Source organism: Bradyrhizobium sp. CIAT3101, assembly GCF_029714945.1.
Lineage (GTDB): Bacteria > Pseudomonadota > Alphaproteobacteria > Rhizobiales > Xanthobacteraceae > Bradyrhizobium.
Genome location: NZ_CP121634.1, coordinates 2,343,350 through 2,370,202 on the forward strand (window position 1 = coordinate 2,343,350; position 26,853 = coordinate 2,370,202).

The window sequence follows — 26,853 nt, forward strand, 5'->3', positions numbered from 1 at the left end:
TCAGGTGCGTTGGATGAGTGACCGCAAGCTCCTTATATCGGTCACCGCCTCGATCTCATAGACCGACTTCACCAATTGCTCCGACTTGTCCCGCCCCACCACCGGCGCGATCAGGTCGCGCGCCTTGTCGATGACCTCTTCGCGCGTCATCGGGTTGCGCGGTGTGCCCCGCACGGCGGTGACACGCTCGGAGAGCTTGCTTCCGTCGGCAAGCTCGATCTCGACCACGGCGACGCGCACCGGCAACAGCTTTGCAAGCTCCTCGTCGCGCACCAGGTTCACCTTGGCCCGCATCTGCAGGACGGCTGCATCCTGCATGCGCGGCTTGTCGTGTGCGGCGTGGAACGACGCGGTCTTGTCGAGCAGCATCACGGCGACCATGTGCTGCAGGCAGATGTCGGGGATGTCGCGATTGTCTACGATCTCCGCGACCGGCGGCGCGAGGCGCACCGTCACGCGGCTGACCTCTTTGGCCTCGAACGCGTGCCTGCCGCGGATGGCGTAGATCGCATCGAGCGGGCCCTGGATCGGCGAGCCCACCGTCCACTTCTTGATATCGGTGCCTGCGATCTCGTAGCGCTCGCCGAGCTTGTCCACGAGCTTGCCGAGCGTGGCCTTTGGCGCATGAGCCTGGAAGTAATTGTCCGGCCCCGAGAACACGTCGTCGACGCCGTTCCAGTCCGAGCGCACCAGCAGCGCCGAGGTGACGCCGTTGCGCGCCGGCATGCCGGCAAACACAAAGCCTTTCTCGATATGGTCGACATCGCGCCGCCACACGATGAAGCCGGAGGATTGTTGCGCGGCATAATCAAGCACCCAGCGCATCCGCTGTGCGTCGAAGCCGGCGACACAGGCGGCTGCCGCGGAGGCGCAGAACGTGCCGGAGATGCTGTGCGTGCTGAGCAGGCTGTCATAGCTGAAATCGGCTCCGCCCATCGCCACCACCACGCGCGTGCCGACATCGTAGCCGAGCGTCACCGCGCGCAGGAAATGCCCGCCCTCGATGCCGAGATGCTCGCCGAGCGCAAGGGCTGCGGGGATGACCGAACAGCCCGGATGCGAGCGCGACGGGCTGTGGGAATCGTCGGTCTCGTCGGCATGCGCCATCACGCCATTGGCGAGCGCGGCCTCGACCGGCGAAGCCGTCATCGCAGTGCCGGCCACAGTCGAAGAGCCCTGCGTGGCATTGGCGCGGATATAGCGCTGCGCCGCCTGGCCGGGCGGCAGCTCCGATCCCGAGATCATCGACGCCAGCGAGTCGAGGATGTGATGCTTGGCCTGTTCGGCGACGTCGGGCGGCAGGGCCCGGGACTTGGCGGCGCTCATGTAGTCGCACAGCGCCGTCATTTCCGGACTCGTGAGGGGGCCTTCCGCGAAACCGCGTGCGGGCGCGAGGGCGAGTCCGGTGGTTGTCAGCCTGAGAAAATCGCGGCGTTTCATGGTGTCCCGTCTTTGGTGCAGGAATTCCGATGAAACGGATAGCGCTGAAGGCGACCGTGTGTCCAGTCGGCGGGCGCCATTCGCGGCTTCTTAGGGCCGAGCCAAATACTTCGCTGTCATGCCCCGGCTTGACCGGGGCATCCAGTACGCCGCGGCGGATGTGGTGGGAGCGAGCTCTTCAACGCCGCCCTCTGGAATACTGGATCGCCCGGTCAAGCCGGGCGATGACGCCGTCTGTGTTGCAACGCCTCAGCCGCCTACGACAGCCGCATATCCAGCAGCCTGCGCCCTTCGCCCTTGAGCAGCTTCTTCACCGCGCTCGATGCCACGACCTCGCCGTCATTGGCGTAGGCTTCGTGGTTCTTCTCGATATCGTCGAGGCGGTAGAGGTAGTTCACCATGACGCTGGCGGACTCGCGCACGCCTTTGGGCGAGAGGTCGCCGAGCCAGTTGATGCGCTCGAGCCGGGCGCCGTTGCCGAGATGAAAGCGGGCGACGGAGTCGATCAGGCGGTTCTTCGGCGTGCGCGCCTTCAGGAAGTAGTGGGCGGCGAGCGGCTCGATCACGCCGCGCAGCTGCGCGGTGGTCTCGGGATTCTCATACCATTTGGGATCGTCGAGGCGCTTCAGGATCTCGCGGTCCTCCTCCGACAACGGCAGGTCCTTGTCCTGCTTCACCCATGGCATGAAGCCCGGCACCGGCGACAGCGTCACGAAGGTGTCGAGTTTCGGCGTTTCGCGGCGCAGTTCCTCGACCACCTGCTTGATCAGGAAGCTGCCGAAGGAGATGCCGCCAAGGCCACGTTGGGTATTCGAGATCGAATAAAACACGGCGGTGCGCGCCTTCTCGATCGGAAGGTACTGTCGATCGACGGCCAGCAGCGGCGCGATCGCGCCGGGAATGGTCTCGGTCAGCGCGACCTCGACGAAGATCAGGGGCTCGTCGACCATTGCGGGATGGAAGAACGCGTAGCAGCGCCGATCGACCGGGTCGATGCGCCGGCGCAGATCGTCCCAGTCGCTGATCTCGTGCACGGCTTCATAGCGGATGATCTTTTCGAGGATGTTGGCCGGAGTCGACCAGTCAATCCGGCGCAGCACGAGAAACCCCCTGTTGAACCACGAAGAAAGAAGATGCGAAACGTCGCGGTCGAGCGCGGCGAGATCGGTGTGTCCGTTCATCATGCCGAGCAGGTCGGCACGCATGGCGACGAGATCGCCGGTCCCGCCCGGCGCGCGGTTGAGGCGGCGAATCAGCTCCTGCCGCCGCGGTTCCGAGGCGAAGTGCAGCGAGCTCGCGTCCTCATCGGTCGGCTCGGCGCTCCACTTCTCGATCGCCTTGGTCAGCCGTTCCCGGTCCGGGCCGAAATCGCGCACCAGCGCGTCGAAAAAGGCGCGGCGTCCCGTCGCATCCAGCTCCCCGTAGAGATCGAGCACCTCGCGCGCCATGGCTGTGCCCGAGGCCTCGCCCCGGCCCGATAGCAGCGCGCCGCAGAGCTCGATCAGCCCGTCGGCATCCTGTTTGGTATCGGCAGAATCGCGGCGCAACAGCGTGCGGCCGCGCTCGGAAATGGTAGCAAGCAGGTCGGAGAAGAAGGCGTTAGCCATCTGGGCCTTTCGAAACCGGGTTTGTGCGGTGCGGAAGCTTACACGGGATTTAGGCGGAAGCCGATCACAATCAAGCGGCGGCATTTTGTATCTTTGGGGGTACCATGCATCTCCGATGACGCTGTCATGCTCCGAGAAGACGGGTATCCGGTGCACTGATTCACCCGCTGCCGTAGGGTGGGCAAAGGCGCACTTGCGCCGTGCCCACGATCTCTCGATGGCAGCAAAAGGCGTGGGCACGCTTCGCTTTGCCGACTCCACGATTTCTGCGCTCGCAATGACGGCGAGCCTCACACCTTCCCCGCGAACTCCGTCGGCGTCCGCCCGGTCACCTGGCGGAACGCTGCCGAAAAAGCCGGCACGCTGGCATAGCCGAGCTGGGTGGCGAGCTGCTTTACCGATACGTTGGCATCCGTCGATAGCCGTTGAATCGCCGCCGCAATCCTGGCGCGCTGGCACCAGCTCTTGAAGCTCAGTTGCGTCTCCGCGGAGAACAGCCGCGACAGCGTGCGCGCGGACGTTCCGACTTCGCGTGCCAGCGTGTCGATGTCGTGCAGGCCCGTCGGATCGTCGAGCACGATCATCGCGGCGCGCCGGCAGCGCGGCTCATGCGGCAACGGCACGAAGGTCGCGGAATCCCCGGCCTGGTGCAATTCCAGCATCACCAGGCGCACCAGCAGCTCGGTGCGCTCCTCGGTGTTGCGCGTATCGAACAACGCGAGGATCGCCTGGTTGAGCAGCGGCGACACCCGCACCACGAATTCCCTCGTCAGTCCTTCGTAGCGTTGCTCGCGCTTAAGCCAGGCAAGGTCGAAATACAGCGTGCGCATCTCGATGTCAGCGAGCAGGTCGATGGCATGCTGGAGCCCGGCCGGCACCCAGACCGCGCGGTCCGGCGGTACCAGCCAGCGTCCCCCGGGCGTGTTCACCTGCATCGTGCCCTTGGCCGCATAGATCAGCTGCGACTCGCGGTGCATGTGCAGATCGATCCGCATGCCCTTGGGATAGTCGCGCGCGACCAGGTGCACGCCCGCGGTGGAGCGGTGGTTGCCCTGGACTTCCCGCAGGATTGGCGTTTCCAAAATTGGCGTTTCCAAGATTGGCGTCTCCAAGACAGTCATTGGCAGCATCCCGTCATAGCTCCGACATATAACTCATTTCGGAGCAGGAGAGGATTCCGAATGAACAGCCCCAGCCGGGTCATCAGTTTCGTCAACGCCGGTCATTTCATCGATCATTATGCGATGCTGATCTTCGCCGCCGCCGTGATCATCATGGGGCCGGCGCTCGGCATGGCCTATTCGGAACTGCTTCCCTATGCGACCCCCGGTTTCATCGCCTTCGGCGCCGGCTCGCTGCTGACAGGCTGGCTCGGGGACCGCTGGAGCCGCCGCCACATGATGTTGATCTTCTTCATCGGCATCGGCGCTTCCATGATCTCGGTCGGCTTTGTGCAGACCCCCGTGCAACTCGGCGCCGCGCTGCTCGCGATCGGCATCTTCGCCTCGATCTATCATCCCGTCGGCACCGCGATGATCGTGTCCTATGCCGAGCGGCTCGGCCGCGAGATGGGCATCAACGGCGTCTGGGGCAATCTCGGCGTCGCTTCGTCGGCGCTGGTCACCGGCGTGATCGGCCAGTATCTCGGCTGGCGTTTCGCCTTCATCGTCCCCGGCATCGTCACCATCCTGATCGGCATCGCCTTTGCGATGCTGGTCGTGCATGAGGATCGCAAGGGGTCGAAGCAGGCGGCAGCCCAAGCCCGCGTCGCCAAGCAGGACATGTGGCGCGTGGTGCTGTCGCTGTTGATCGTCGTGATCGCGATCTCCACAACATTCAATGCCGTCACCGTCGCGCTGCCAAAACTGTTCGCGGAGCGGCTGGCGGATCTGACCAAGAGCCCGGCGCTGCTCGGCGTCATTGCGGCCTGCGTCTACGTGTTCGGTGCCATGACGCAGTACACGATCGGCCGTCTGCTGGATCGTTATTCGCTGAAGACGGTGGCCTTGCCGCTGTCCTTCATGCTGGCGCCGTTCCTCTATCTCGCAGCCAGCCTGTCCAATCTGCCGCTGATATTGGTGTCGATCGGCATCGTCATGGGCGCGTTCGGACAGGTCACGGTCAACGACGCCATGGTCGGCAAATACACATCCGAAGAGTGGCGCTCGCGCGCCTATGCCGTGCGCTATTTCATCGGCTTCACCGCGGCGGGCGCGTCGGTGGGCCTGGTCGCCTGGCTCTACGAGCAGGGTGGTTTCGTCACCATGCTGCACGCGTTTGCGGGCCTGTGCCTGCTGGCGATTGCGGCGGCGATCATCCTCCCGCGCGAGATCCGGACGCCGGTGGCGGCGTGAGGGGGCCTGCTACGCAAGCTCCCGCACCGCGTCCCGCGGCGCGGCGAGGCATGATCTGACGCAGGCCTGTGCCAGCAGGTCGGTGGGGTCCAGCAATGCAGCGCCCAGATCGTTGTCGAGGGCGGCCAGCGCCAGCGGAATTTCCGTGCAGGCCATCGCGACGTGCGAACAGCCCCTGACGGCGAGCGCTTCTGCCTCCCGGCCAAGGATGCCCGCGGCTTCGTCCGTACGTCCTGCCTTGACGAGACGGATCGCGCGCATCACCTCCCTGAAATTGCGTCAGCGGCGGTCTCGTCCGCTGTTAAGGGAAGGCCGGACGTCCTTGACGATCCGAACGACGCAACTGACCCAGAGCAGACCTTCAGCGTTCGCGTTCCCAGGTCAGAGTGCCGACGACTTTCTTGCCGACATATACAGAGCTGACTTGTTCGGCCGTTCGGATGCTCAACCGGTCGCCCTCCAACTTGAAAAACCTCACCTGATCCTGCCCGGTGAGTAGCTCGTTGCCAGATATGTCGACCTTGGTCGTGAATTTGTCTCCGTCTATGAAGAATTTGCCGGAGTAGAGAAGCAATGACTTTAGCAGTGCCGCACTGTCGTCGTTGTTTGTTGCGGGCTTGCGGTTTGCTCCGACAATAATAAAGGCCGCGTATCCGTCCGACGTGAGAAGTGCCCTACCTTTCGGATTGGAACCAAATGGTTCGGTTGCGTCGCCACCGACAATTCGAATGGTCCATGAGGTCAGTTTCCAACTTCCGACCAGCAGTTTCGATGCATCGTCCGCGAACACAAGTCCAGACTGAAAATAGCAATGGAAGGCAACCAATAAGGCAACGAGACGCGCCATGCTGTTCTCCCATGAGTGGCAAAGTCGGGCTTCGACAATGACCAAGATAGCTTGGGCGGCTTCATGGCCGCCATCAGTTCCGCGAGCGACATGCCAGCGAACCGCGCGTATTCGGATTGCGCGGCCGCATTGGTTGCGCGCGGCCGCTCCGGATTGTCGACAATTTCCGGCGCGAGTTCGGAAAGGCGCCTTCACCGATCTTTTCCCCCAGCGATCCCTGCATGCCCGTTCTCCGCCGTGCAGAGGAAACACCGCCGGCGGCGCAAAAGGAACCCCTCTCATCGCAGTGCCGGCGGACATTATGATCGCCCTTCAACCAGAGAGCTTCGTCCACTCCGGTAGATATCATCCCTCCGGTACGCCAGCGAGGCGCAAGCCTTCACAGAAGCGCTCGAGCCCAGCACGGTAAATCGGATTGTCGCTTTGTTGAGCAGCCATGAAGCGACGAATGGTGAAACCAGAGTTGAGCGCAAGTCCTGTTCCTGCAGCGGTTCGCGCCTCATCGAGCGCGCCGGTCAAGCCCAACGAAGCGGCGAGCGACACATGAGCAAGGGGAAAGTTGCGGTTCGCCTCAGTGCTTCGTCGTAGCCAACTCACGGCTTCGGCGTCCAAACCAAGCTGCAGCTTGGCCACGCCTACAAAACACGTCCATTGATAGGTTTCAACGTCGCGAGGGGACAGACGTAAAGCATCGCGTATATGGCCTTCGGTTTCGGCAGCGCGACCCGCACAGAATTTGGCGAGCCCAAGGGCAGCATGAGCGTTGGCCGCATTTGGATTCAGCGCCAGCGCATACTCGAATTCACGGATGCCTTGGTCGGCCCTGTTCGTAAAGATCTGGACGTAACCCCGAGCCAAGTGGGCCGAAGTACGGTTCGGCCTGATCGACAATGCCTTGTTCACCATCGCCTCGGCCGCTGCAAACCGCGCAGGCCCATCATCCGTCGTAAAGCTGGTTGCAACTGCCGTATCAACACCTGCCAGGCCGATCATTGCTTCGACGTTGCGAGGATCGAGCACCAAAGAGCGCTCGAAGAAGCCACGCGCTTGTGTTACGCATTCAGGGCTAAACCCCTTCATCAACCAGGCCCGGCCCTGGAAGTACAAGTCCATCGCATCGGGATGCAGCGTACGCTCGGCTCGTCGCGCCTCGGCCTCGATGAGCTGGACCCCTAATGTATTGGCGAGCCTCGATACGATTTCGTCCTGCATATCGAACAGGTCGACGACAGGCTTCTCGAAGCGCTCGGCCCAAAGATGCTGGCCGCTGTCAGCATCGATCAACTGCACGTTCATCCGAAGCCGCTTGCCGCTGCGTTGTACTGAGCCTTCGAGCACGTAGCGAACGTTCAATTCGCGGCCGACCTGTCGCACATCGACTGCTCTACCCTTGTATGAGACGGCGCTGGTCCCTGCGATAACAAATGAACCGCTGATGCGTGACAAGTCTGTAGTCACACTCTCGGTGACACCGTCGACGAAATAGTCCTGCTCACGATCACCACTTAGATTGACGAACGGCAGTACAACGATGGAAAGACGAGGCGGCGACAGCGGGCCTGGCCTCGCGCCCTCAACCTGGGTCGTCGGACCGGGTCTTGCCTGGACAACTGCATAGACCCGGACCGCGCTGCGGATGTTCTTGAGATTTTTCTCGCCTAGATCAATGAACTCGGCGCTGACCTTGCCGCGCACATGGTCGTATGCAGAAGACGAGATGCAGATGCCGCCGGGCTCTGCGATACTCTCGAGCCGTGCCGCAATGTTTACACCGTCGCCGAAAATGTCATGCGGCTCGACAATCACGTCGCCGACATTGATGCCAACACGAAAAGCAATACGGCTGTTTTCCGACTCAGCGCCTGTAAGCTCCTTGACGCGGGTCTGGAACTGTACGGCAGCCCGAACCGCCTCGACCGCGCTTGGAAACTCTGCCAGGAACCCGTCGCCGGTGTTTTTGACGATGCGACCACCGTGCTCGGAGACCGCGGGCATGATCCCGTCCGCGAGGAGCGCCGTCAGTCTGGTATGCGTGGCCTCTTCGTTTTGGTGCATGAGCCGCGAATAGCCAGCGACATCGGCGGCCAATATCGCCGACAACCTGCGCTCGATCCGGGCTGGGCGGTCTTGAACCATGGCACTGGTCCTCGCAAGGCCGAGTTATACGATAGAGCTACTCGGATGCCTACTTGGCCGATGTCTCTTTTTGGCCCTGCGCGTCATTTGCTGGGCTGGCAAGGGTGTCTATCGGGAGCGAAGCGGACTCCTCGATTTTGTTGGCAGCGGCGCTGCGGTGCATCGTCGTTTCGCTAATCCCGTCTTCGCCCCTTCGAGTAGCGGGAACCCCGTCCACCTTCCGCGGGTTCTATCCCCTGTGGTCTCGACACTTCGCCGGGACCCCAAACGGGGGAAGACGCCTGCATGCAGTGGAGCCTGCTCCGACCGGTCGGCCTTGTCCCCGCGGCGCTTGTCCTCACCACCATGGCGGCCAGCGCCGAGGGCGGCAAATCGGCGGGGCCCTCCGAATTCCTGCTGGTGACGCAGATCGTGCTGCTGATTGCCGTGGGTCGCGGTCTCGGCGAGCTCATGCAGCGCATCGGCCAGCCCTCGGTGATCGGCGAATTGCTCGCCGGCATCATCCTCGGGCCATCGTTGTTCGGCTGGATCTGGCCGGAGGCGCAAGCCGCGATCTTCCCCAAGACGCCGGAGCAGAAGGCGATGCTCGACGGCATCGCGCAAGTCGGCATTCTGCTGCTGCTGTTGCTGACGGGCATGGAGACCGATCTCAAGCTGGTCAGGAAGGTCGGCAAGGCCGCGATCGCGATCTCGATTGCCGGGATCCTCGTGCCCTTTGCCTGCGGCTTTGCGCTCGGTGCGTTCCTGCCGGATGCGCTGCTGCCGAAGCCCGAGCAGCGCCTGGTCGCCTCGCTGTTCATGGGCACGGCGCTGTCGATCTCCTCCGTGAAGATCGTCGCCGTGGTGGTGCGCGAGATGAGCTTCATGCGCCGCAATGTCGGCCAGATCATCGTCGCGACCGCCGTGATCGACGACACCATCGGCTGGATCATCATCGCCGTCATCTTCAGTCTGGCCTCGCAGGGCACGTTGGACGTCGCCTCGGTGGCGAAGGCGGTGCTGGGGACGCTCGCGTTCCTCGCCGTCTCCTTCACCATCGGCCGCCGGCTGGTGTTTCACCTGATCCGCTGGGCCAACGACAATCTCGTCAGCGCGGCGGCGGTCATCACGGTGATCCTGTTGTTGATGGGCGTGATGGCGCTGATCACGCACGCGATCGGCGTCCACACCGTGCTCGGCGCATTCGTCGCCGGCATCCTGGTCGGGGAGTCGCCGATCCTGACGCGGCAGATCGATGAGCGCCTGCGCGGGCTGATCTCCAGCTTCTTCATGCCGGTGTTCTTCGGCCTCGCCGGCCTCAGCGCCGACCTGTCGGTGCTGCGCGATCCCTACCTTTTGATGCTCACCGGCCTCCTGGTCGTGATCGCCAGTGTCGGCAAGTTCGGCGGCGCCTTTGTCGGCGGCACCGTCGGCGGGTTGAGCACGCGGGAGTCGCTGGCGCTCGCGAGCGGGATGAATGCGCGCGGCTCGACCGAGGTCATCATCGCGACCATCGGTCTGTCGATCGGCGTGCTCAGCCAGAACCTGTTCACGATGATCGTGACGATGGCGATCGTGACCACGATGGCGATGCCGCCGATGCTGCGCGCGGCGCTCGCCAGGCTGCCGATGAACAAGGACGAGAAGGACCGGCTCGAGCGGGAAGAGTTCGAGAAGCGCGGCTTCGTTGCCAATCTCGAACGCCCTTTGCTTGCCGTTGACGAGAGCGTCAACGCCACCTTCGCATCACACATCATCGGCCTGATCGCCGGCATGCGTGGCCTGCCGATTACCGTGCTGCATATCGGTAAACGCGCCAAGGACCAGGAAAAGATCCGCGACGAAGAGGAGAGCCACGAAGCCGTCGTGAAGAAGGCGGCCGAAACGGTGTCCGCCCATGGCGACGGCGATGCCGGCAGTGTCGATGTCGTGACCCGTTCGCGGCGCGCCGAGCTCGGCGAGACGATTGCGGATGAGGCGCGCAAGGGTTTTGATCTTCTCGTCGTCGGTGTCGACAAGGTCGCCGCGAGCAAGGACCGCTTCGACCGCAAGATCGAGGACATCGCCGCAAAATTCGAGGGGCCGCTCGCGATCGCAGCAGCCAAGGGCAAGCATTTGAAGCAGCCGATGCCCGAAGGACTCAACATCCTCGTCCCGGTCTCCGGCAGCAGCGTCTCAAGGCGCGGCGCCGAGGTCGCGGTCGCATTGACGCAGGCCGGATCAGGCTCGATGCGGGTGATCTATGTCGCGACGACTCGGGACAAGGGCGCGCAACGCGGTGCGTCTCGCGGTCTCGGCCAGGAGGCGGGTATCCTGAAGGACGCGAGCGATCTCGCCGCCCGCTACGATGTCGACATCACGACCACGCTGCGCGTGAACCGGGCGCCGGAGGCGGCGATCCTGCGCGAGATCGACACCACCGACGTCGATCTCGTCGTCATGGGCGTCGACCGAATTCAGGCCGATCATCTCTCCTTCGGCGGCGTCGCCGACGCCGTGCTGCGGCAGTCGAAGGTCTCGGTGCTTCTGGTGTCGAGCGGCGAGGCGCGCCGGGCGCCAGGCGAGAAAGATTAGCTGCGCCTGCAATGACGGAGGGGAGGGGCAACGCAGGTCACCCGCACCGCCGACGATGCCACTATGCCGGTGTTTTGCCCGACGGAGCAAGTAATTTCGGTGATACCGAATTGTCTCGCGCCGTTTCAACCCCATCCCTACTGTGCATGGGGTTGTTTTCGCGTTGTCGTCGAAGCCGCCCTAGGACTTCACCTTCGCCGCCGGCTGCGCCTTCGGCGCTTTCCGCGACCCGAGCCAGTTCTCGAAGCGCTGCACCACCACGAAGAAGGTCGGCACGAACAGCACCGCGAGGCAGGTCGAGGCCAGCATGCCCGAGAACGCCGTGATGCCGATCGATTTGCGAGCGCTGGCGCCGGCGCCGGTCGCGATCACCAGCGGTACCATGCCGAGGATGAAGGCAAACGACGTCATCAGGATCGGGCGGAAGCGGGCGCGCGCCGCCTCGATCGCGGATTCCAGTACCGGCTTGCCGTCGCGGCCGTGCAGTTCGAGCCCGACCTCGACGATCAGGATCGCGTTCTTGGCCGACAGCGCGATCAGGAGGATCAGGCCGATCTGGCAATACAGGTTGTTGTCGATGTTCAGGCCGTTGAGGACCAGCATCGGCCCGATCAGCGACAGCGGCACCGCGAGGATCACCGAGATCGGCGAGTACCAGCTCTCGTACTGGCCGGCGAGCACGAGATAGACCAGCAGCATGGCGAGCCCGAACACCCAGTAGATTTGGTTACCGACCGCCTTCTCCTGATAGGACATCGCCGTCCATTCAAAGCCGGTGCCCGGCGGGAGCGTCTTGTCGCCGATCTCTTCCATCAGCTTCAGCGACTGGCCGGATGAATAACCCTGCGCCGGCAGGCCGACGATGGTCGAGGACGGATAGAGATTGTAGAGGCTGATCAGCGACGGTCCCGTGACCGGCGTGATGGTGGCGACCGTGCCGATCGGGATCATGTCGCCGTTCTGGTTGCGCACCTGCATGTTGGCGATGTCGCGCTCGGTGACGCGGAACGCCGGATCGGCCTGCGTGTAGACCTGGAACACGCGGCCGAACTTGTTGAACTGGTTGACGTAGGACGAGCCCAGATAGGTCGACAGCGCCGCGAACACCGCGTCCGTGGTTACGTGCAAGGTCTGCGTCTTGACGCGATCGATCTCGACGTTGAATTGCGGCACCGCCGAGCGGAACGAGGAGGAGACGCGCTGCAGCGCGCTCTGGCTCTGGGCGTTACTGACCATCGCGCCGGTGATGGCCTGCAGCTTGGCGAAATCGCTGTTGCCGTCGCGCAGCTCGACCTGCATCGAGAAGCCGGCGGCGTTGCCGATGCCTTGAATGGGCGGCGGCGGCAGCACCAGCGTACGCGCCTCCATGATGGTCCCAACCTTGTCGTTCAGGCCGTAGACCAGCGAGCGCAAATCCTCACCGGGGCCTTTGCGTGCATCCCAGTCCTTCAGGATGATGTAGGCGACGCCGGCATTGGCAAGGCTCGCGCTGCTGTCGAGCGCGGAGATGCCGGCAATGGTGATCACCTGGGCGACGCCCGGCGTGTCCTTGATGATATCGGCGGCCCGGTCGAGCACCTTCTGGGTTCGCTCCAGCGAGGCGCCGTCCGGCAGCTGCACGGCGGCAATCAGATAGCCCTGGTCCTCGATCGGAAGGAAGCCGGTCGGCACCCGCGACAGGCCGTAGCCGCCGATCCCGATCAGGACCAATGCGACCGCCACCGACGCCGTGGCATGTCCGACCAGGAAGGCGATCAGTCGGGTGTAGCCTCGTTCGACGCGGTCGTAGACGGCGTTGAAGCCGCGGTAGAAGAAATTGCGCTGCTCCGGCGGCACCGCCGGCCGTAGCCAGAGCGCGCATTGCGTCGGCTTCAGCGTCGCCGCGTTGATGGCAGACAAAAGCGCGGTCGCCGCGATCACCAGCGCGAATTGCGAATAGATGCGTCCCGTGAGGCCGGCGAGGAACGAGGCCGGCAGGAACACCGAGATCAGCACCAGCGTGATGCCGACGATCGGCGCGAACAGCTGGTCCATCGCCTTGATCGCGGCGTCGTGGCCGTTCATGCCCTGCTCGATATTGTGGGCCGCACCTTCCACCACGACGATGGCGTCGTCGACGACGATGCCGATCGCGAGAACGATCGCAAACAGCGTCGACATGTTGATGGTGAAGCCGAGCGCCGCCATCGCCGCGAAGGCGCCGATGATGGTCACCGGCACGGTCGTCGCCGGCACCAGCATCGCGCGCCAGTCCTGCAGGAACACGAGGATGACGACCAGCACCAGCAGGCCGGCCTCGATCAGCGTCATGTAAACCTCGTGCACCGAGGCGTTGACGAACTTGGTGGTATCGAACGGCGTGTCGTATTTGATGCCTTCCGGGAAGCGCTTGGCGAGCTCCGTCATCTTCCTCTCGACGGCCTGCTCGACCTCGAGCGCGTTGGCGCCGGGCGACTGGAACACGCCGATGCCGGTGGCGGGCTGCTTGTTGAGCGAGAAGATCTGGCTGTAGGTCTGCGCACCCAGTTCGACCCAGCCGACGTCGCGCACGCGCGTGACGTCGCCGCTCGTGCCGGTCTTGACGATGATGTTCTCGAACTGCGTGGTGTCGTCGAGCCTTCCGTTGACATTGAGCGTGTATTGGAACGCCTGTCCCGGCGGCGTCGGCGGTGCGCCGACCTGGCCGGCCGAGACCTGCTGGCTCTGCTGCTGGATCGCCTGGATCACGTCCTGCGGCACCAATGCGCGCGCCTGCAACTTGTTCGGATCGAGCCAGATCCGCATCGAATACTGGCCGGCGCCGAACACGGTGACGTTGCCGACGCCGGGCAAACGTGACAGCTCGTCGCGCAGATTGATGGTGGCGTAGTTGCTCAGGTAAAGGCTGTCGAACCGGGAGTCCGGCGAGGTCAGCGTCACGAACAGCAGGATCGAGGTCGACTTCTTCTGGACGGTGACGCCCTGGTTCTGCACGGACGACGGCAGTTGCGACAGCGCGCTGGAGACGCGGTTCTGCACCAGCACCTGCGCGAAGTTGAGGTCGGTGCCGATCTTGAAGGTCACCGTCAGCGTATAGGTGCCGTCGGAGCCGCTGTAGGACTGCATGTAGAGCATGTCCTCGACGCCGTTGACCTGCTGCTCGATCGGCAGGGCAACCGTGTCGATCACGGTCTTGGCGCTGGCGCCGGGATAGCGCGTGGTGACCTGCACCGTCGGCGGCACCACGTCCGGATATTGCGCGATCGCGAGGTTGAACAGCGCGACGCCGCCGATCAGGATCATCAGGAGCGCGATGACGTTCGAGAGGACCGGCCGCTCGATGAAGAATTTTGAGATCATGACAGGCGCCTCACTGGTTCGAGGCCTGCGGCTGCTCGATCTTGGTCTGCTGCGGGTCGATCTTCTGGCCCGGGATCACGCGCAGAAGTCCGGAAATGACCACGCGGTCGTCCGGCTTCAGGCCGCTCTCGATCACGCGCAGGCCGTTGTCGGCGGCGCCGATCTGCACCTTGCGCTGCTCGACCACATTGTCCTTGTTGACCACCAGCAGATAGCGCCCGCTCTGGTCGCTGCCGAGCGAGGTGTCGGGGACGAGGAGGGCGTTCTTGTCCTGGTCGAAGGGCACGCGGACGCGGACGAAATAGCCGGGCAGCAGCACCCGCTTGTCGTTAGGCACGACGCCGCGCACCGCGAGCGTGCCCGTCGACGTATTGAGGGTCGGCGAGACGTAGTCGAGGTGGCCTTCATGCGGATAGCCGGTCTCGGTCTGGAGGCCCACCAGGACCGGCAATTGCTTGAGGTCGGCGACCGTCAGCCCCCGTCGCTGCGCTTCGGCGCGGATCCGCAGGACGTCCTGCTCGTTGACCGTGAAGTTCACCCAGATCGGGTCCATCGCGACGATGGTGGCGAGCTGGGTTGGCGAGGAGGCGCCGACAAGCTCGCCGATCGAGACCAGATGTGCGCTGACGATGCCGTCGAACGGCGCGCTCACCTTGGTGTAACTGTAGTTGAGCTCGGCGATCCTGGTGTTGGCCTGGGCCTGCTGGAGGCTGGCCTGGGCGTTGTCTCGGGTCGACGTCGACGTGTCGAGGGTGGCCTGCGAGACCGCCTGGCGCTGAACGAGATCGACCTGCCGCTTGAAATCGGCTTCAGCCTGCTTGAGCGAGGCCTGCGCACCGGCTTCGGCCGCCTGCGCCTGGTCGAGCTTCAGCTTGTAGGTCTCCGGCTCGATCGTGAACAGCTGGGTGCCCTGCTTGACGAAGGTGCCGTCGGTGTAGTCGATCGTTTGCAGGAATCCTTGCACGCGGGCGACGAGATCGACGCTCTTGATCGGCGCGGTGTTGCCGGTGGCCTCGACATAGCGTGTGACCGCACGTTGGATCGGCGTCGCGACGTCCACCTTCGGCGGCGGCGGCGCCACGAAAGTGTTCTTGTCCTCGCAGCCGGCCAGCGCAATCACGGCCGCCGTGGCGGCTAGGGCCCGCCCGATATGCCTCCACGCAGCATGAGATGGTGCGGAATGGGCGGGATACGCTGAGGTCATTCGGTGGCCTCCGATGATTGTCTGTCGGTGCGGTAGGCTAGCAACAAATGACCGGCCGTGGAACACCATAGCCATGGCAGTCACAGCCCTTGCACTGCAAACAGCGGCGTGGCCTTTGACAGGTTTGTCATGACAAATCGCTTTTCACCGAGCGCATGATCGACCAGAATTGTGTCAAAGGCCGCGCGACCGGCGCGAGGCGGCGGACAGAAACAGGCACATGGACAGCACAAGAAGAAACGCGAGGAGACGATGACATGCCAACGCCATTCCGGTCGGCCTGGGCCGGCCTCGCTCTTGCCGCCGTGCTCGCCATGCCCGCGCTAGCCGACGGCCTGAAAGACGAGATCGCGCCGACCGGCAAGCTGCGGGTCGCGATCGCGATCAGCCCGGCGGGTGGCGCGTTCTGGTCGACCAAGACTGAAGCCGGCTATGCGGGCGTACCCGTCGATCTCGGCAAGGACATGGCGGCGCAAATCGGCATCCCCGTCGAATATGTCGTGTACCAGAATTCCGGGCAGATCACCGACGCGGCCGGCAAGGGCAGCTGGGACGTCACCTGGTTGCCGAAAGATCCCGAACGCGAGACCAGGATGATGTTCGGCCCGATCTACGAAGTCGCCGACGCCACCTATATCGTCAAGGCCGGTTCGAGCGTCACCAATTTCGCCACGCTCGACCAGCCCGGCATCAAGGTCGCGGCCGTCAACGCCACCACCACGATGCGCGGCGCCATTGCGCATCTGAAGAACGCGAAGGTTACGGGTTATCAGACCTATGACGAAATCTTTGGCCTGCTGAAATCCGGCGAGGTCGATGCCTTCGCGCTCTCGCGCGATCAACTCAACAAGATGGCGCAGAAGCTTCCGGGGACCAGGGTGCTGGACGAAACGTTCAAGAAGACGGTGACGGCCGTTGCGGTCCCGCTCGGCCATAGTCAGGCCTTGGCGTTCGTCACCAAGTTCATGACCGAGGCCGTGACGAACGGCACCTTGCGCAAGGCCTATGATGATAACGGCCTGAAGGACTCGCCGATCCGCACCGAATAGATCCATCCCTTCGGCCACATCGAGTTTCGACTGGGCGCACATGCTTGGACGTTGGATTGCAGCCGCGATGGTGTCGCTGGTCTTGATGATGCAGAGTGCCCAGGCCCAACCTCTGACGGTCGATCCCGAGACCGTCGTCCCGTTGCCGCCGCGGTTCGACATGGAGCCGCCGGCATCCGACGTACCGCCCGAGATCGCCCGATTCCAGGGCGCATGGATCGGGACCTGGCAAGACGACCGGCACATCCTCGTGGTCGAGCGCGTCCGGGCTGACGGACATACAGACCTCGTCTTTGCCCGGTCGGACTCGGCCTTCAACGGCATGAATCGCGAATGGTGGCGCGACCAGGCGACGGTCGTGGACGGCGTGCTGACGATGACGGGGTTCCGCATCTTCCGTTATGCCTTCGATGGCCCCGATCGATTGTACATGACGGCCACGCTCAAGAATGGCGTCGTCACCTCCGGCGCGCTGGTCCGCACCGATCCGGCGCGTCTTGCTGCAGGCGATCGACCGAACGACTGGCCGTGGCCCGGCGAGCGTGTCCGGATTCCGCACCTCACGGTCCGCACGCCTGATGGCACACGGCCGATCACGCTCGAGGGCACGTTCTATCCGCCGACGGGGCCGGGGCCCGCACCGCTCGCGATCTTCACCCACGGATCCGACGTCGGTCGCAATCAGCTGAGATCCTGGTCTTTCTCGACCGAAGCGCATTGGCTGCGTGACAACGGATTCGCTGTGCTGGCGCTGATGCGCCGCGGACGCGGCAGCTCCGAGGGTATCAACGGCGAGGAAACGTTCGGACGCGATCACGACGGCAGCCTGATCGATGTTTCGGCCGGCGTCGCTGAGGCGGTCGAGGATCTCGCATCCGCGATCGCCTATGGCCGCGCGCTTCCTGGCGTCAAGCCGGGCAAGGTGCTGCTCGCCGGCCAGTCGCGCGGCGGCTTCCTCGCCATGCACTATGCGGGCCTCAAGCCGGGCGAGGTGATGGGCGTGGTGAACTTCTGCGGCGGCTGGTACCCGTACGGACCGGTGACCACGCCATATTACGCGAACGCCGGCCGCGGCGCGGGCGCCAACGTCAAGCAGCTCTGGCTCTATGCCGACAACGATCGCCTCTACAAGGAAGATCTGATCCGCGAGTATCAGCAGGCATTCGCCGCCGCCGGCGGCAATGCGCGCTTCGAGCTACTGCACGGCATCCCCGGCGACGGCCATTTGCTGCGGCTTTATCCCGAGCGCTGGCGTGCGGTCGCCGATCAATATCTCACCTCGCTCGATCGATGAGTCCTTACGGCTCGGCTGTGCGGATGCCGGCAGGACTCACCTGCATCTTGAGTGTCGATGTCTTGGTCAGCGCCTTGCCATCGAACGAGAACGCGATCAGCTCGCTCTCGACCATGCACTGGGTCACGACAAACTTGGAGTCCTTCGACCACACCATGCCCTGGCACCAATGGCCGATCTTCGCTTCCGCCACTGGCGCAAGCTCGGTGCCGGTAATCTTGTAGACCTTCAGCAGGCCGAAATCGTTGAAGAAGGGCGAGGCGGAAGGCTTGTTCGAGCCGTTCATGACGGTGACGGCGACGTAACTGCCGTCCGGCGACATCTTCACGCCCTCGGGGGTCTGCCCCACGCTGACCGTGGTGACGACGCGGATCGGCTTCGCATTCATGTCGATCACACTGATCGTATCGGCGTCGCCGCCGCTGGCTCCGACATTGCCGATGATGGCGGTGGCGCTCCCGGTGAGATCGATGTCGTAGGGGCGTACGCCGGAATAGAGGTCGCGCTTGGCGTACTCGACCTTGTTGCCGTCCACCGTCAGCAGCGAGGTCCGGCTGTCGCCGTCGCGGGTGACCAGCGCGGTCGTGCCGTCATGGGAGAAGACGGCGTGGCTCGGACCTGATTTTGCATCCCCGAGCTGGATTTTGCCTGCCGGCGTCAGCGTGCTGCCGCTGATGGTGAAGACCGAGACAGTGCCTTCGCTCCGGTTCGCGACCAGCGCCAGGGTCGTTGTACGGTTGATCGACACGCCGGCCGCACCGGCGCCGGCCTGCAGTGTCGCCAGCACTTTTGGCTGTGGGGATTTCAGGTCGATCACGCTGAGCTTGTCGTTCGGCACCGTCTTGGTCGCATCCGCCGGGTCGACCTTCATCGCGCCCGTGACCAGCGCAAAGGAACCATCGGGCGCGACCGCGACGCTCGGCGGCGGGCCGACGACGCTTGCGGGAGCCGGCACTTCAGCCAGAAGTTTGAGCATCCCATCTGTGAAATCGATGATGCTGACCGTGTCGGGCAGAGGCTGCTTGCGCACCACGGCGTTGCCGTTCTCCAGCACCATCTTGCCGTCATTGGCCGTGACGAGGATTTCGGCATGGACGGGGAAACTCGCCAGGCCAGTGACAGCGCTTGCGGCGATGGTAGATGCAACACGGCCCAGGCGCGTGCGACGAGCGGCTCTCATGTTTCCCCCGCAGGATTGTTTTTGTTCGACAAAGCTATGCAACCAAAGCGGGTTCGCAACAATTCCGGCGCGGCAATTTTTTATTCCAGGCGGGGAATAATCGCCGATGCGCGGGCCTGTGAATTTCTTTGTCCCAACAACTGCGCAAAGTGTCTCTTGCGTCAAACTGACACAGCTCTGTCAAATGTGATCGCTAGGGTTGCCCCGTCATTCCTTCAGGGCGAACAAAAATGAAATCCAAATTTTTGACGACGGCTGCGATGTTCGCGGCCGCGACGACTCTTGCGTGCAGCGTTCCGGTGCTCGCAGAAGATTTTGGTCGCGATCACGACCGCGATCATCGCCATCCGCATGAGATTCATACGGAAACCCCGATCAAGCATCTCGTGATCATCTTCAACGAGAACCGCTCGTTCGACCATTATTTCGCGACCTATCCGAACGCGGCCAATCCCTCGGGCTCGATCCCGTTCGTGCCGAAGCCGCATACGCCCCGGGTCAACAACCTCGCCAACGCCAATCTGCTGGTGAACAACCCGAACAACAATCCGGCCAACGGCACCGGCGCGACGGACCCGTTCCGCCTCGACCGCACCCAGGCCAACACGCGCTCGCAGAACCACTCCTATACGCCCGAGCAGCAGGCTGTCGACAACGGCAAGGAAGACCTGTTCCCGAAATTCACCGGCCGCGGCACCGCCGGCGGCGCCGGCGCGTTCGGCACCAACGGCCAGGTCATGGGCTATTTCGACGGCAACACCGTCACCGGCTTCTGGAACTACGCCCAGCACTTCGCCATGAGCGACAACAACTGGACCGACACTTTCGGTCCGTCGACGCCGGGTATGCTGGAAGTGGTCGGCGGCCAGACCAACGGCGTGCAGCCTGTCATCGGCACCTCGTCCTCGATCGCGGATGGCCAGGGCGGCCTGACGCTGACCGGCGACACCGATCCCGGCAACGATGCCTGCTCGAGCACGACCAGCACCATGCTGATGGGCGGCAAGAACATCGGCAACCTGCTCACTGATGCGCGCATCAGCTGGGGCAGCTTCATGGGCGGCTTTGACCTGACCCTCAAGAACGCCAACGGCACCACCGGTTGCGGCCGCAGCACGTTCTCGACCAACGTCAACGGCACGATCGTCGACTACAGCCCGCACCACGCCTTCTTCCAGTATCATGCGTCGACGGCCAACCCGACCCATGCGCGGCCGAGCTCGGTCCATGCGATCGGCCATACCCACGACTTCAACGGCAAGGTCGATCCGGCCAACCACAACTACGACCTCGAAGACCTCTATGCCGCGATCAAGGCCGGCAATTTCCCGGCCGTCTCCTACGTCAAGATGCCTGCCTTCCAGGACGGTCACGCCGGCAACTCCGACCCGCTTGACGAGCAGGCCGGCAATGTCGAGCTGATCAACTTCCTGCAGAAGCAGCCGGAATGGCGCGAGACCGCTGTCATCATCACCTATGACGACTCGGACGGCTGGTATGACCATCAGTACATGCCGCCGAAGACCGCCTCTTATGACTCGACCGCCGACCAGGTGAACGGTCCGGGCCTGTGCGGCCTCGGCGCCAACAAGCAGCCGGCGCCGAACGGTCTCAGCGGCAAGCCGGTCAACGGTCGCTGTGGCCCGGGCACCCGCGTGCCCCTGATCGTGGTCTCGCCCTACGCCAAGACCAACTATGTCAGCCACACCTACACGACCCAGGCTTCGGTGGTTCGCTTCATCGAGGACAATTGGCTGCGCGGTGAGCGTCTCGGGGGCGGCTCGTTCGATGCGACCAGCGGATCGCTGATGGACCTGTTCGACTTCGACCAGGATCACAGCCATGATTTCCGCACCGATGCGCTGTTCCTCGATCCGACCACGGGTACGGTGATGGTCAGCCCGCCCGACGAGCACCACCACCACCACTAGTCCAGCGGGACATCATAAATGAACAGCCGCACTTTGTGGCTCCTCGGCGCCGGCCTGCTCGCTCTGGCCGGCGCCGTCTTTGCGGCCGGGACGCAAGGACTTGCAGAGGCAAACCAGCCGGGGACGAATCCGAACCCGGTTCGCCTGATGCGTCCGCCCGTCGCCCCGTTGTCCGCGATGGCCCTGCTCGGCAAAGAGATCTTCTACGACGCCTCGCTGTCGTCATCCGGCTCGCTGTCCTGCGCATCCTGTCACAGTCCGGATCACGCCTACGGCCCGCCCAATGACGGCCCGGTGATGCTGGGCGGTGCCAATCTGTCGCGGCAAGGCGCACGCGCAGTGCCGTCGCTGACCTATCTCGATCGCCAGCCGAATTTCAGCATCGGCCCCGACAAGGGCGACGACGACAACATCATCCCCCTCGCGCAGATGGCCGCACTGGGCCAGCAGGCCGCGCGCACGACCAAGACTGCGGGTGGTTCCGGCGCATCGGCGAATATCGTGCCGCAGGGCGGCCTGTTCTGGGACGGCCGCGCCGACACGTTGCAGGACCAGGCGCTGTTTCCGCTGCTCGACGCCAACGAGATGGATGGCGGCAGCGCGGAGATCGTGGCCGACAAGCTGCGCCGTGCGCCCTATGCCAACCGCTTCGTCGAACTGTTCGGCGCCGGCGTGCTGAGAAACCAGCGGCTGCTGATTGCGGAGGCGATGTTCGCGGTTGCGCGCTACCAGGTCGAAGAGCCGAGCTTCCATCCCTACACCAGCAAGTACGACTACTGGCTCGAGGGCAAGGCGAGTTTGTCCGAGGGCGAATTGCGCGGCCTGCAATTGTTCAACGACCCCGACAAGGCGAACTGCGCCGGCTGCCATACCTCGGCGCCGACCCGCGATGGCTTGCCGCCGATGTTTACCGATCACCAATATGAGGCGCTCGGTGCGCCACGGAATGCCGCGCTCGCGGGCAACAAGGATTCCGACTATTTCGATCTCGGCGTCTGCGGTCCGCATCGGACCGACATTCCCGAGCAGACGCAGTATTGCGGCATGTTCCTGACGCCGACGCTGCGCAACACCGCGACGCGTCACGCCTTCTTCCACAACGGCGTCTTCTCCACCCTCGAGCAGGTGATGGATTTCTACAATTTCCGCGACACCAATCCGGAGAAAGTGTTTCGGCGCGCGGCCGACGGCACGGTGCAGAAATACGACGACATTCCGCAAAAATATCACGCCAATGTCGACGTGACGGATCCGCCTTTCGATCGTCACCTCGGCGACAAGCCGGCAATGACGGATCAGGACATGACCGACATCATTGCCTTCCTGAAGACGCTGACGGACGGCTACAAGGCGGAGAACCAGGGTGTGTCCGGCACAGCGCGCCCCTAGCGCGGCCTGATCTCCGCGTATTTCACCATCGCCTTGTCGAACTTCCGCTTGAACAGCCACATCGCGCCCAGAATCTCGCGGAAGCTGGCCGAACTTCGCGCGCGGTCGGTCCTGCCGAAGGCGAAGATGCTGTTGTTGCGCAGGTGCTTCATGATGGTGGGGTCTGACACCCGGTAGTTCAGCAGGTCGCCCGACCTCAGTGCCGAGCGCGTCGGGGTCGGGATGATCTGGATCAGTTCGAACAGCTTCATCTGCTCGATCGGATCGGGCAACGTCTTCACGATCGCCGGGATTTCGGCAAACAGCTCCGCATGCGCGTTCATGAGGCCGTCGCGCACATTGGTCCAGTGGTTGAAGCGGCGATCAGTGCCGCGGGACCGCGCCTCTTCCTTGTCGTCGCGCGCGTTCAATGCGGGATCGGCGGCCGCGATCGTGCCCTTGATGGCCTCCCATTTGCGCTGGCCGTTGCGGTCCTCGGACGGGCCGGTCTGCAGGCTGCCCATGTAGGTGTTCGAGCGCGCATTGCGGACGTTCTGCTTGCCGTTGGTCTCGGCATAGAACAGCCCCAGACTGATGAGGCCGGCTGCGCTGGCGTCCGCAGGCGAAAGCCCCTTGGCACGCGCAATCGCAGCGCCGAGATCGATGACGTCCTTGAACGGCGTTGCCGAGTTCTGTGCGTTCGCGGGCGGCGCCTCCATGACCTCGAAGATGTCAGCGTATTCGTCGACCAGCGGCTCGATCGCGGCATCGAAATAGGCTGGCGGAATCCCGAACTTGTTCGGCTTGCCGATCCGCGACGGCACGGCGTCGGTGAGATCCTTGTAAGCGCTGATCATTGCGACGCGCGCAAGATACAAGGCCTGGCCGGGCAGGTTGGGCAGCGGCTGCTTCGCCTCGATCTGGCGGCGGCGCTCGCCAAGGATCGATTTGAAATCGCCGAGCGCGCGATCGTAGGCGGCTTGCGCGTCTGATTGCGTTGCCGTGGACGTTTGCGCTTTGCCGGTGACAGGCATTGCGAGGAAGAGGGTGAGCGCCGCGATGGCCGCGGCTGCGTGGCGTTGTGGTTGCATCGCGGGCTCCCGGGTCGGTCGATTCGTTCGCTGCTGCGAGCGTAAGCATCAAGGTGCAGCTTGGCGAGGCGCAACTCCTGATCGGTCCGCGTTGCGCCGAAACTCCGTAGAAAAACGGATCAATCCGTCAGGCTGACAGGAAGCTGACAAAACGCACCTGCGATTCGCAAGAGAACTTTACGATTAAGTAGCGCGGCATCTGCAGAATGCTCCGTCTCATCGGGAGCGATGCGCGACCCGTGCGTTGGTTCCTGGCGTCGGTTTCGCTTCCAGAAATTCCTCTTAGTGATTGATCAAACAAAGAGTCGGGCGAGGGCTTGGCAATGGCAGTTCCCGGAACGATCCACCATGTAGCCCGGCTCGTCTCGCGATTGAAGCGCGACTCCAGAGGCAACGTTGCCGCCATGTTTGCGATCGCACTGGTGCCGCTGATCGCCTCGATCGGATGCGCCATCGACTACAGCATGGCAACGCGCATCAAGGCCAAGCTGCAGGGTTCGGCGGATTCGGCGGGCGTGGCGTCGATCTCGGTGAACTCGGCCGGCTACAACGCGGCGATGGCGATGACGTCGAATGGATCCGTTGGCGCCGGCGTCACGGAAGCGAACAACGTCTTCAACGGAAATGCTGCGACGTTCTCCGGCAGCTACACCAATCTCGGTGTGACAAGCACGGTCACCAAGACCGGTAACAAGCTCGTCTCGAACGTGCAGTTCAGCGCGGATGTGCCTGTCACCTTCATGCAGCTTCTCGGCTACAGGAAGCTGACCGTGACCGGCAGCTCGTCCTCGACCACCACGCTGCCGCTGTATCTCGACTTCTACCTGACGCTGGATGTCTCGGGCTCGATGGGTCTGCCCTCGACCACGGCGGAAGCCCAGCGCATGCAGTCGATCAATCCCGACAACTACCGGCAATACCCGACGGGCTGCACGCTTGCCTGCCATTTCTCGCCGCAGAACAGCGCCTGCACGGATTCGGGGACGCAGGGCTATCCCACCAACAATTACTGCCTGGGCTATGCGATCTCGCGCGTCAGCCAGAGCGGGTACAGAGGCCTGCTGCAGACAAAGACCAGCAACCCCATGGGGGTTCAGTTGCCGTCGTCGATCGTCTCCGGATTGCCGAACTCGCTCTACTCCAACCTCGCGACGGTGGCGAACTGTCCGACTGACGGAACCGATTCCTGCATTCAGTTGCGACTGGACGCCGTCGGCTACGCGGTGAATCAGCTGTTCGTCACGGCGAACAATACCGAGAAGGTGGCGAACCAGTTTCGCATCGGCCTCTATCCCTTCATCCGCTATCTCTATTCGTACTTCCCGCTGACCAGCAGCATCAACGGGTCGACGACCAATTCCTCGACGATCAACTATGCGGCCGCGAACCTCGCGACCTTGCTTGATACCAACATGAATACGAATCTCGGGTCGGGTGGCACGCATATCGACACGGCGCTGTCGAGCGTGAACACGTTGATCACGAGCGTGGGCGACGGCAGTGCGTGGAACAACACGCTGCCCTACGTCTTCCTCGTGACTGATGGTGCGCAGGATCCGCAGGTGAAGGGCGTTCCGAACGGCTCGTGGTCGGGCAGCAACCATGCCACGACGATTGATCCGGCCACGTCGTGTACGCCGCTGAAGAACCGCGGCGTCATCATCTCCGTGCTCTACATTCCCTATCAGAAGATCAATCCGGTCAACACGTCCTTCGCCGGAGACGAGGACGACTATGCCAACTGGAACATCCCGAACATTCCGGCGAGCCTGCAGAACTGCGCCTCGCCGGGCTTCTTCTACACCGCGAACACGCCGGCCGACATCACGGCGGCGTTGAACGCGATGTTCAATCATGCGGTGCAGGAAGCCCGCATCACCAACTAGCCCGCCGCCCGGTACTCCGGCGCCGACGACAGGAATTTTGCATAGGCATCGGCGTCGGGCGGCAGGAAGTGTCCGGCGAGCCCGCCGCGCTTCTGCGTCTTGGTGCCGATGTCGGCCATCAGCTCGTCGAAATGGCGATAGTGATAAGGCGCGACGCACAAGCCGCCATAGACGCCGGCGGCCGGCCGCTCCACGCGCTTGAAGTGCAGCATCATCTCGATGTTGTCGCGCATCTGCTGCGCCGTCGGCTGCCTGGCGAGTTGCCCGTCGGCATAGCGCACCAGCCAGTTCGCGGCGAGATCGGCGCAGAGCACGGTGCAGAACGACGAGTTGAAGCCGACGAAGCCGAGGTCGGGCAGATCAGGGTTGGCGATCAGGCGATAGAGCCGGTACTGCCCGTCCGCATCGACCAGCTTTTGCTGATAGGCATCCGGCAGGAAGGGTACGCCGAGCTTGTAGCCGATCGCGAGCACGGCGATGTCGGCGCTGATGCGCTCGCCGCCGCTCATCACGATGGTGTCGCCTTCGTGGTGGTCGAAGCTGCCGAACACGGCCTTGATCCGGCCATCGGCGACCATCGGGTAGAAGCCGGGTGTTGCGATCGGTACCGAGCAGTTGACGCCATCCTCGATCCTCTCCTTCGGCACCATCCTGCACTTGTTGAGCTTGAGCTGCGCCTTCAACAGGCTCTCGAGCCCGCGCCAGTTTGCCCAGATCAGGGGCGCGGCGATGCGGTACGCCAGCTGCGACATCGCGCCGATGCCCCAGCCCGGAAACATCTCCTCCTGCGCGCGGATGTAGAGGATGCGCTTGAAGTTCACGAGCCCCCCGATGAAATAGGGGATGCGCCAGACCGGCTCGCGCATCACGATGGTGACCTCGCGCGCGCCTGATTTCACCGCGTTCACCGCGATGTCGGTCGCCGACTTCGATCCGCCGAGCACGACGACGCGACGTCCCTTGGCCAGCGTGGGATCGCTGTATTTCGACGAATGCAGGATCTGTCCGCCCTGCGCCAGAAAGCCGTCCTCGCCGGGGCAATGCAGCTCGCGCGGCTCGTTGAACTGCCCGGTGCACACCGCGACGAAATCGAAATCCTCGTTCGTGGTGGCGCCGTCCTTGCCGGCTAGCGCGAGCGTCCAGCCTGGTCTGCCGTCAGTGCGCGGCGCCATGCCGGCCACGCCAGTGTTGAGGCGCAGCATGCGGTCGAGACCGAAGCTTTTCGCGTAGTCGGCGAGGTAGGCGTGGACCTGCGGCCCGGTCGGCCATTCCGGATAGGAGTCTGGCATGGCGCGATCCGTGTAGCGGTAGAGATCCTTGGGGCTTTGCGTCTGCACCTCCGGATAGGAGCGCGCCGGCTCCCAGACGCCGCCGAGATCGGCGCTACGCTCGACGATGGTGACGCGGTGGCCGCGGGCGGAGAACGCTTTTGCTGTGGCGAGGCCGGAGACGCCGGCGCCGATCACGCAGACATGCTTTGGGCTGACCATGGGATGGCTCGCAATCTATGGGTTTCGCGCGCAAGCGATCTCGTTCGGCCGCAAGGCGCGGCCGGCGGACCAGCAAGCGGATGA

The 26,853-nt window shown here is 63.6% G+C and carries 18 protein-coding genes; 7 read left to right on the plus strand and 11 right to left on the minus strand.

Annotated features, from left to right (window positions below; all coding sequences use genetic code 11):
• From QA645_RS10940 to QA645_RS10950, 3 genes are all read right to left on the minus strand, one after another.
• On the minus strand, positions 1-1,347 hold the full coding sequence (locus tag QA645_RS10940; RefSeq protein ID WP_283050122.1) for an MmgE/PrpD family protein: 1,347 nt from the start codon (positions 1,345-1,347) through the stop codon (positions 1-3).
• 350 nt (positions 1,348-1,697) lie between these two features.
• Positions 1,698-3,047, minus strand: coding sequence for a malonyl-CoA decarboxylase (locus tag QA645_RS10945; protein ID WP_254133521.1), 1,350 nt, complete (start codon positions 3,045-3,047; stop codon positions 1,698-1,700).
• 290 nt (positions 3,048-3,337) lie between these two features.
• Entirely contained in the window at positions 3,338-4,177 is an 840-nt protein-coding gene (locus tag QA645_RS10950) for a helix-turn-helix transcriptional regulator (RefSeq protein ID WP_283050127.1), read from the minus strand.
• 51 nt (positions 4,178-4,228) lie between these two features.
• Here QA645_RS10950 and QA645_RS10955 point away from each other — a divergent pair, with 51 nt between their 5' ends.
• On the plus strand, positions 4,229-5,401 hold the full coding sequence (locus tag QA645_RS10955; RefSeq protein ID WP_254195014.1) for an MFS transporter: 1,173 nt from the start codon (positions 4,229-4,231) through the stop codon (positions 5,399-5,401).
• 9 nt (positions 5,402-5,410) lie between these two features.
• On the opposite strand, the gene QA645_RS10960 is transcribed toward QA645_RS10955, so the two are convergent.
• The 3 genes from QA645_RS10960 to QA645_RS10970 all read right to left on the minus strand — a co-directional run bounded on the left by QA645_RS10960 (position 5,411) and on the right by QA645_RS10970 (position 8,384).
• The gene (locus QA645_RS10960; protein ID WP_283050129.1) at positions 5,411-5,662 is read right to left on the minus strand and encodes an aspartate/glutamate racemase family protein; all 252 of its coding nucleotides are present in this window, start codon (positions 5,660-5,662) and stop codon (positions 5,411-5,413) included.
• 100 nt (positions 5,663-5,762) lie between these two features.
• Positions 5,763-6,248: a lipocalin-like domain-containing protein gene (locus QA645_RS10965; protein WP_254195012.1), complete on the minus strand. Its 486-nt coding sequence runs from the start codon at positions 6,246-6,248 to the stop codon at positions 5,763-5,765.
• A gap of 345 nt (positions 6,249-6,593) precedes the next feature.
• A complete protein-coding gene (locus QA645_RS10970; protein WP_283050130.1) occupies positions 6,594-8,384 on the minus strand; it encodes an adenylate/guanylate cyclase domain-containing protein in 1,791 nt (596 codons plus the stop codon).
• Positions 8,385-8,669: 285 nt separating this feature from the next.
• Between QA645_RS10970 and QA645_RS10975 the strand changes: the two genes are divergently transcribed.
• On the plus strand, positions 8,670-10,937 hold the full coding sequence (locus tag QA645_RS10975; protein WP_283050132.1) for a cation:proton antiporter: 2,268 nt from the start codon (positions 8,670-8,672) through the stop codon (positions 10,935-10,937).
• A gap of 180 nt (positions 10,938-11,117) precedes the next feature.
• On the opposite strand, the gene QA645_RS10980 is transcribed toward QA645_RS10975, so the two are convergent.
• A complete protein-coding gene (locus QA645_RS10980) occupies positions 11,118-14,276 on the minus strand; it encodes a multidrug efflux RND transporter permease subunit (RefSeq protein WP_283050133.1) in 3,159 nt (1,052 codons plus the stop codon).
• Between the two features lie 10 nt (positions 14,277-14,286).
• Entirely contained in the window at positions 14,287-15,480 is a 1,194-nt protein-coding gene (locus QA645_RS10985; protein WP_283050135.1) for an efflux RND transporter periplasmic adaptor subunit, read from the minus strand.
• Positions 15,481-15,737: 257 nt separating this feature from the next.
• Here QA645_RS10985 and QA645_RS10990 point away from each other — a divergent pair, with 257 nt between their 5' ends.
• Together QA645_RS10990 and QA645_RS10995 are read left to right on the plus strand one after the other, a co-directional pair.
• Positions 15,738-16,529: an ABC transporter substrate-binding protein gene (locus QA645_RS10990; RefSeq protein WP_283050137.1), complete on the plus strand. Its 792-nt coding sequence runs from the start codon at positions 15,738-15,740 to the stop codon at positions 16,527-16,529.
• A 40-nt stretch (positions 16,530-16,569) separates the two neighbouring features.
• Positions 16,570-17,823 carry an alpha/beta hydrolase gene (locus QA645_RS10995; RefSeq protein ID WP_283050139.1) on the plus strand — a complete coding sequence of 418 codons (1,254 nt, stop codon included), beginning with the start codon at positions 16,570-16,572 and terminating at the stop codon, positions 17,821-17,823.
• Between the two features lie 4 nt (positions 17,824-17,827).
• On the opposite strand, the gene QA645_RS11000 is transcribed toward QA645_RS10995, so the two are convergent.
• The gene (locus QA645_RS11000; RefSeq protein WP_283050141.1) at positions 17,828-19,003 is read right to left on the minus strand and encodes a beta-propeller fold lactonase family protein; all 1,176 of its coding nucleotides are present in this window, start codon (positions 19,001-19,003) and stop codon (positions 17,828-17,830) included.
• Positions 19,004-19,233: 230 nt separating this feature from the next.
• Here QA645_RS11000 and QA645_RS11005 point away from each other — a divergent pair, with 230 nt between their 5' ends.
• Both QA645_RS11005 and QA645_RS11010 read left to right on the plus strand, forming a co-directional pair.
• On the plus strand, positions 19,234-20,934 hold the full coding sequence (locus QA645_RS11005) for an alkaline phosphatase family protein (protein WP_283050143.1): 1,701 nt from the start codon (positions 19,234-19,236) through the stop codon (positions 20,932-20,934).
• 18 nt (positions 20,935-20,952) lie between these two features.
• Positions 20,953-22,323 (plus strand): cytochrome c peroxidase, encoded by a 1,371-nt coding sequence (locus QA645_RS11010; RefSeq protein WP_283050144.1) that lies wholly within the window; start codon positions 20,953-20,955, stop codon positions 22,321-22,323.
• On the opposite strand, the gene QA645_RS11015 is transcribed toward QA645_RS11010, so the two are convergent.
• Positions 22,320-23,393, minus strand: a complete 1,074-nt coding sequence (locus tag QA645_RS11015) for a hypothetical protein (protein WP_283050147.1) — start codon at positions 23,391-23,393, stop codon at positions 22,320-22,322. The two genes, QA645_RS11010 and QA645_RS11015, sit on opposite strands and share 4 nt — an antisense overlap.
• A 323-nt stretch (positions 23,394-23,716) precedes the next feature.
• On the opposite strand from QA645_RS11015, the gene QA645_RS11020 reads away from it, so the two are divergent.
• Positions 23,717-25,279 (plus strand): TadE/TadG family type IV pilus assembly protein, encoded by a 1,563-nt coding sequence (locus QA645_RS11020; protein WP_283050149.1) that lies wholly within the window; start codon positions 23,717-23,719, stop codon positions 25,277-25,279.
• Here the strand turns inward: QA645_RS11020 and QA645_RS11025 are convergent.
• On the minus strand, positions 25,276-26,769 hold the full coding sequence (locus tag QA645_RS11025) for an NAD(P)/FAD-dependent oxidoreductase (protein ID WP_283050151.1): 1,494 nt from the start codon (positions 26,767-26,769) through the stop codon (positions 25,276-25,278). The two genes, QA645_RS11020 and QA645_RS11025, sit on opposite strands and share 4 nt — an antisense overlap.
• Positions 26,770-26,853: the final 84 nt, after the last annotated feature.